5 protein-coding genes are annotated in these 6636 nt (G+C 71.5%); 2 read left to right on the top strand and 3 right to left on the bottom strand.

Annotated elements, in window-relative coordinates; all coding sequences use genetic code 11:
* Window positions 1-127: 127 nt before the first annotated feature.
* Window positions 128-889 carry a GOLPH3/VPS74 family protein gene (locus ACWGI6_RS27470; protein ID WP_453269987.1) on the bottom strand — a complete coding sequence of 254 codons (762 nt, stop codon included), beginning with the start codon at window positions 887-889 and terminating at the stop codon, window positions 128-130.
* 224 nt (window positions 890-1113) lie between these two features.
* Here ACWGI6_RS27470 and ACWGI6_RS27465 point away from each other — a divergent pair, with 224 nt between their 5' ends.
* On the top strand, window positions 1114-4266 hold the full coding sequence (locus ACWGI6_RS27465; protein ID WP_453269986.1) for a D-alanyl-D-alanine carboxypeptidase: 3153 nt from the start codon (window positions 1114-1116) through the stop codon (window positions 4264-4266).
* Window positions 4267-4512: 246 nt separating this feature from the next.
* Window positions 4513-5946 (top strand): glycosyltransferase family 39 protein, encoded by a 1434-nt coding sequence (locus ACWGI6_RS27460; RefSeq protein ID WP_453269992.1) that lies wholly within the window; start codon window positions 4513-4515, stop codon window positions 5944-5946.
* Here the strand turns inward: ACWGI6_RS27460 and ACWGI6_RS27455 are convergent.
* Together ACWGI6_RS27455 and ACWGI6_RS27450 are read right to left on the bottom strand one after the other, a co-directional pair.
* The gene (locus tag ACWGI6_RS27455) at window positions 5903-6247 is read right to left on the bottom strand and encodes a hypothetical protein (protein ID WP_453269985.1); all 345 of its coding nucleotides are present in this window, start codon (window positions 6245-6247) and stop codon (window positions 5903-5905) included. The genes ACWGI6_RS27460 and ACWGI6_RS27455 overlap by 44 nt on opposite strands.
* Complete coding sequence (locus ACWGI6_RS27450; protein ID WP_453269984.1) at window positions 6244-6633, bottom strand: ADP-ribosylation/crystallin J1; 390 nt, start codon at window positions 6631-6633, stop codon at window positions 6244-6246. Before ACWGI6_RS27450 ends, ACWGI6_RS27455 begins: the two co-directional genes overlap by 4 nt.
* Window positions 6634-6636 lie beyond the last annotated feature (3 nt).

The raw sequence follows: 6636 nt of genomic DNA, 5'->3' as shown, positions 1-6636 counted from the left end.
GCCGTCGTCCAGAACGGCCGGCCCGCCACCCCGCGCTTCTTGCTGCGGCTCCCGAACGGGATCGTGGGGACGGTGGTGCGGGTGCTGTACCGGTGGTGCGGGAGACGCCGTCCGGCGTCCTACGGCGTCAGCGGGCGCCTACCCGGGCCATCCGGCCGTGACCGTGCCGCGACTGGCCCGGCGCGCCGGCCGGTTCCGCCGTGGCCCGGGCAGCCGGTTGCCGTACGGCTCCCGCTGCAGCGGCCTGCGGCCGCCGTGGCTGCACCGCGGCGCCGTTCTGCACATCCATGACGGCGTGTGCGACCAGCCCGCCCATCGGGTCGTGTCGGATCAGATCCCGGAGACGGGAGCGTGATGAACGCCCTTCGTTCCCTGGATACAGATGCTTGCCGAGACCGACCGCATGGGCCAGCGCGGCGAGCGCCGCGGTCCGCGGGTCCGGGGGTACGCCGGTGCGGATCGCGTTGTCCAGCCGGGCCCTGATTTCCCGGCTGATGGCTGTCTCCGTCGCCTGGTAGCGCGTCGTCGGCAGCACCCCGCACATCTGTCCCGCCACGGCATGCACCATGCCGCACCGTTCCAGGTGCGTGAGGTAAGTCTGGCGCAGCCCCAGTCGGGGCCCGCCGATCCAGTGGACCGCGCGCACCGGGCTGCCGCGTCGGCGCAGCAGTTCGAGCGCGGAGTCCAGAGTCGGATCTCCTGTCGGCCGTGCCATCACCACGGCGATACGATCCCCATCTGGGGCTATCCGTCCTGCCAGAGCCAGCTCTACTAGCTGGGCCCCGGCCAGGCCGAGGTCGAGCGACTGCGGCTGCGCTGTGGTACCCGTCGTCGGGTCCAAAGCGAGCAACAGAAGCTCCTCCGGAATTGTTCTGCGGCTCCTGCCCATCCATGCCTCCCCGCGTGGATGAATGACAGGGTGACCCCTCTCACATTCATCTGTCGAGGGTGCGTGGGGGGTTCGGTAGGGAACCGGTAGGTATGTCTTTCTCGTCTTGCACGTCGGCGACATCTTTCTGTGGGGTGCGGCGCCTACCGGTACGCGTGGCGGCGAGATGGTGCCATGCGGACACAGGACACTTGGGAACACTGGGCCAGGCAGCGTTGCGACGTATGAAGGAGACATCGGTGGCGGGCGAGTCCCCCGACAAGTCGGACAAGAAGCAGTCGTCGGGGGAGACGGCGCGGAGCAAACGTGATCCGCGTCTGTCGGCCTTCCGCGGGGAGCCGGCCGAGCCGGCGAAGGAATCGGGGGCCGGGGCGGACTCGAAGCCTGAGGAAGAGCCGGAGGCGACGGCGGCGCCGAAGTCTGCGGCGAAGTCGGAATCCGGGGCGAAGTCGGAATCCGGGGCGAAGTCGGAATCCGGGGCGGCGCCGGAATCTGCGGCGAAGCCGGGGTCCGGAGTGAAGTCGGAGTCTGCGGCCGAGCCGGAGTCTGCGGACGCGTCCGAGGTGTCCGAGGGGGCCGAAGCGTCTGCGGCGTCGGAGGCGCCTCAGGAGGCCGCTGAGGGCGCCGGTGGCGGCGCGGGTGGCGACGACCGCCTGCGGGCCGCTGTGGCCGCCTGGGTCGCGGGGAAGGGCGACGAGGGCGACGAGGAGGCCGGGGCCGCTGACAGCGGTGGTGAGAGCGCTGCTGGTGACGGTGATGCCGCCGGTGACGAGGATGCCGACGGTGACGCTGATGTCTCCTTGGCTTCCGGCGATCTCGATGAGGGCGCGGACGTAGGCGCGGATGCAGATGCGGACGCCGACGGTGCCGTCGCAAAGTCGGAAGTAAAGCCGGAAGCGGAGCCGGAGGCGAAGGGCGCGGCGCCCTCTGACGTACAGGCCTCGGGTGCCAAGTCCTCGGGCAAGGCCTCGGACGTCAAGGCCGACGGGAAGGCCGACGAGAAGGCTGACGTGGAGGCGGGGGAGAAGGCTGCGGCGAAGGAGGATGCCGCGCCGGAGACCGAGGCCGAGGGTGGTCGCGGCGGCTCCGGGGCCGACCAGGCCGAGCCCGAGCCGAAGGCCGGGTCCGAGCCTGCGTCCAAGGCCGGGTCCGAGCCTGCGTCCAAGGCCGGGTCCGAGGCCGAGCCGGCGTCCAAGCCCAAGGTTGTCGATCAGCCGACCGCTGTTTTCAAGACCGTCGGGCCGCAGAAGAGCAAGCCTGATGAGAAGGCCGGCGCTCAGGCCGACGGCACGGGCGAGAGCGATGCCGACGGCGAGGGCGATGCCGACGGCGATGCCGACGCCGATGGGTCGGCGGTTGATGACGCGACCCGCGTGTTTGCTATCGCGAAGCTGAAGGGGAAGGGTGCGACGGCCGGTGCCGTCGACCAGGCGACCACCGCATTCAAGATCAACCCGCCCGCCAAGGGCAAGGACGCGGCCAAGGACAAGGCCGAGAGCGGCGGCAAGACAGAGGCCAAGCCCGAGACCAAGCCCGAGACCAAGCCCGAGAGCAGGCCCGAGGACAAGCCCGGGAGCAAGGCCAAGCCCGGGAGCAAGGCCAAGCCCGGCGCCAAGGACGAGGCTGACGCCAAGACCGACGCCAAGGACGGCGCCAAGACTGGCGCCAAGGCGACGAGAGCTCCCGAGCGGGACTCCGAGCGGACCAGCCAGTTCGTGGCGCTGAAGTCGGCGGATGACGACACGGCGGGCAAGTCGCTGGGCAAGACGGCCCCCAGGACGCCCGCCCGTACGTCCGACAAGGCCGTGGAGAAGCCCACGGAGAAGCCCGCGGACAAGGCGGCCGACAAGCCGGCGGACAAGCCGGAGGGCCAGGCCCCCGCCGCGCTGCCGGCCGCCAAGCCCGCAGAGCCGGCCAAGCCCGCAGAGCCGGCCAAGCCCGCAGAGCCCGCCAAGCCCGCCGGGACGACCGCGCCGCCCAAGCCTGCCGGCCCGCCGGGCGCCATGCCGCCCGCCGCCACGGGAGCCACGGCTGCCGCTGCCCCCAGCGCGCTGCCCGAGTCGGAGCGGACCAAGCAGGAGCCCCTGCCGCCGCTCGACCTCCTGGCGAAGCTCACCAACACCCCGCCGCCGCCCGAGACCCCGCTGCGCACGGTCGTCCGCCGGTTCAAGATCTGGACCCCGCTGGTGGTGCTGCTGGCGATCATCTTCGTGGTCGCCCAGGCGGTGCGTCCGCTGCCCGCCCCCGAGCTCGCCGTCGGTGAGTCGACCGCCTTCACCTTCAAGGGCGGCAAGCTCGCGATGCCGTGGCCCGACCAGGGCCAGGCCACCGCCGAGGTCGTCGGCGTCGGCAGCCTGGGCACGTCCGGCCAGGCCAAGCCCGTACCGACGGCGAGCATCGCCAAGGTGATGACGGCGTATGTGATCCTGCGCGACCACCCGCTCAAGAAGGGCGAGAAGGGCGGGCTGATCAGGGTCGACGCGCAGGGCGAGGCGGACTCGAACAAGGGCGACGAGTCGCGCGTTCCGCTCAAGAAGGACCAGCAGTTCACGCAGTACCAGATGATGCAGATGCTGATGATCCCGTCGGGCAACAACGTCGCCCGGCAGCTGGCTCGTTGGGACTCCGGTTCCGAGGCGGCGTTCGTGAAGAAGATGAACGCCGCCGCCAAGAAGCTGGGGATGACGAAGACGACGTACACCGACCCCAGCGGCCTGGACAAGTCGACCGTGAGCACCGCCGTCGACCAGCTCAAGCTCGCCGAACAGGTCGTCAAGAACGTGGTGTTCCGCGAGGTCGTGCGCACCGAGAACGCCCAGATCCAGGGCCTGCCGGAGCGGCTCTTCAACAACAACAGGCTGCTCACGACGATGGCCGGCAAGGTCAGCGGCATCAAGACGGGGTCGAGCACGCCGGCCGGCGGCACGTTCATGTGGTCCGGCTACCGCACCGTCGGCGGCAAGGACCAGCTGCTGCTCGGCGTGACGATGGACCAGCACACCAACAGCCCGGACTCCAACGCCCAGCTCCAACTGGTCCTGGACAACACCGAGAAGGTGATCACGGCGGCCCGCGATGCGCTGGTCTCCGACACCGTCGTGAAGAAGGGCCAGGTCGTCGGCTATGTGGACGACGGCCTCGGCGGTGAGACGCCGGTCGTGGCGACCAAGGACCTGTCGGCGGTCGGCTGGTCCGGTATGAAGGCGACGTTCTCCATGAGCGACGGCGGCAAGGGCATCCCGCACACCGCCAAGGCCGGCACCAAGGTCGGTGTGCTGACGGTCGGAAACGGCGAGAGCGCGCAGAAGGTGCCGGTGGCCCTGCAGCAGGACCTCGTCGAGCCGGGCTTCGGAGCGAAGCTGATCAGGATCGGATGAGCGAGCCGAGGGGCTCCGGGCGGCCGGCCCGGAGCCCCTCGGCCATCGGCCCCGGGACGTGCGCAGTCCCGGGGCTTTTCGTCGGCCATCTGGTACGCCGTTCGTCCGTGTGTGATCGTTCGTCTGTCTGTCCGTCCGTCCCGTGCGTGACCGGAGCCCGTCATCGACGTAGCGCAAGCCGAGAAGACGTACGCGTCCGCCGCGGCCGCCCGCGGTACCCGGGTGGCGCAGGGCGCGGTGGTGCTGATGCCCTCCGGACTGATGCTGTTCCTCGGGGCGTGGGGGATCCGCCGGCAGGATGCCATCTGGCGGGACGAGGCGGTCACTTACGACATGGGGCACCGCAGCCTGGCTGACCTCTGGCCCACGCTGCAGCACGTCGATGTCGTCCATGGCCTCTACTACGCGCTGATGCACCTCTGGTTCCGCGTCTACGACGTCACCCTCGGCGGCGTCTTCGGCGAGGTGGTCGGCCTGCGGCTGCCGTCCGTGGCCGCGATGACCGCCGCCGCGGCGGGAGTCGCCCTGCTGGGGGAGCGCCTGGTCGGGCGGCGGGCGGGGCTGCTCGCGGGCTGCACCTTCGCGCTGATCCCGGTCGTGCAGCAGTACGCGCAGGAGGGACGCTCGTACGCGACGGTCTGTGCGCTGGTCGTCTGGGCCAGCTATCTGCTGGTGCTGGCCGCCGCCCGCCCGCGCGGAAAGCTGTGGCTCGGCTATACGGCGCTGATGCTGGTCGCCTGCCTGCTGCACGAGTTCGCGTCGCTGGCACTGCCCGCGCACGGCGCCGCGATGATCCTGGCGCGCCTGCCCCGCCGGGTACTGCGCGCCTGGCTGCTCGCCGCGGTCACCACTCTCGCCGCTCTGGCCCCGCTCGCGGTGTTCAGCACCCGGCAGTCCGCGCAGATCAGCTGGCTCATGTGGCCGGACCCCGTCCAACTGCTGACCTTCGCCGTGCTCGCGGTCCTCGGCATCGCCTGCGCCCGCGTCCGGGTCCGCTCCCGCGGCCCGATCGGACTGCGCGCTCTCGGCATCCCCCTGCTGCTCCTGCCCACCCTCCTCCTGCTGCTCCTCTCCCATGTCGAACCGGCCTACGTGGACCGCTATGTCCTCTACTACGTCGTCGGGTTCGCGCTGCTCGCGGGCGCCGCACTGGCACGGCTGCTGCGGCCGGCCGGTGAGCTGGGCCAGACCCGTGGGCGGCGGCTGCGGTGGACGATGACGGTGGTGCTGGTACTGGCGGCGCTGCTGCCCGTCAACGTCCATCTGCGCAGCCCGGACAGCCGGGTCGACGACGTCACCGCGATTGCGCACGCCGTACGCGAGGTGGCCGAGCCCGGCGACGGCCTGCTGTTCATGCCGTCCCGGCGGCGGATATGGCGGGCGACCTTGCCGCACGACTTCCGTGGGCTGCACGATCTCGCCCTGGCCAAGAGCCCGTTGGCCTCGCACACCCTCTACGGCACCGAGCGGTCCGGCGATGAGATCCGCGACCGGATGCTGGCCGCCCGCCGGATCATCGTCGCCGGCGACCCCGACGGCCAGCCGGCCGACGACAACGACCAAGAAATCGCCAAACGGGCCACTCTGCACGCCGCGTTCGAGATCTGCCGCAGCAGGCAGGTCCGCGGCGCCCGGATCACGGTGTACGGGAAGCCGGGGGCGTGCGGCGGGGGCGGGTAGCCGGCTCGCCCAGGGCGTGGGCGCGGGGCGTGGGCGCGGGGCGGCGGTTCGGCTCCCGGTGGGGCCGGGAGCTGCGGTGGCCGATGCCCGTGGAGGCTGAGGTGGCCGATGCCCGTGGGAGCTGAGGGGGCTGATGGGCGGCCGTCAAGGCGACCGCCGCCGCACCGGGCAGCGGAGCGAGCGCGCGCAGCCGGGCGGCGAAGGCACCGACGCCCGGCGCGGACGGGTCGTCGTGCAGCGGCGCGGGGTCCCAGTGGTCAGCAGGAGGGGGCGGCGGGCCGGAGTACTGGGGTGCCGTCATGACCCCTGCGGCGGACGGAAGCTGTGTACGAGCTCGATACGCCCGACGATATGCCGGTTGAACTCCTCCAACTCCTCCGCGGGAACCCATAGTTCGAGGATCGTCTCGCCGCCCGCCTGCCGCACCGGATAGCGCTCGGCGAATTCCGCCTCGATCTCGAAGCGGGTGACATGGCCGACCCCGGAGGCCGGCACGTTCCAGTCGCGGGCGATCCGTATCGCGTAGTCCTCATTGAGCACGGGGTAGAAGATCGGCTGGTCGGGCAGGCGCGGCGGCCAGGCGCGCCGGCCGGAGGCCTCGACCAGGGCGAGCTCCTCGGGGCCGGTGGGGCGCCAGAGAGTGAGGGTGGCGGGCGCGGTGCCGTCCGGCCGCGGCGTCTCGATCATGCT

The sequence above is a fragment of the Streptomyces sp. NPDC054786 genome, from assembly GCF_053611685.1.
Note: the sequence above shows the minus strand (reverse complement) of the source record. Positions and strands in the feature narration are given on the sequence as shown.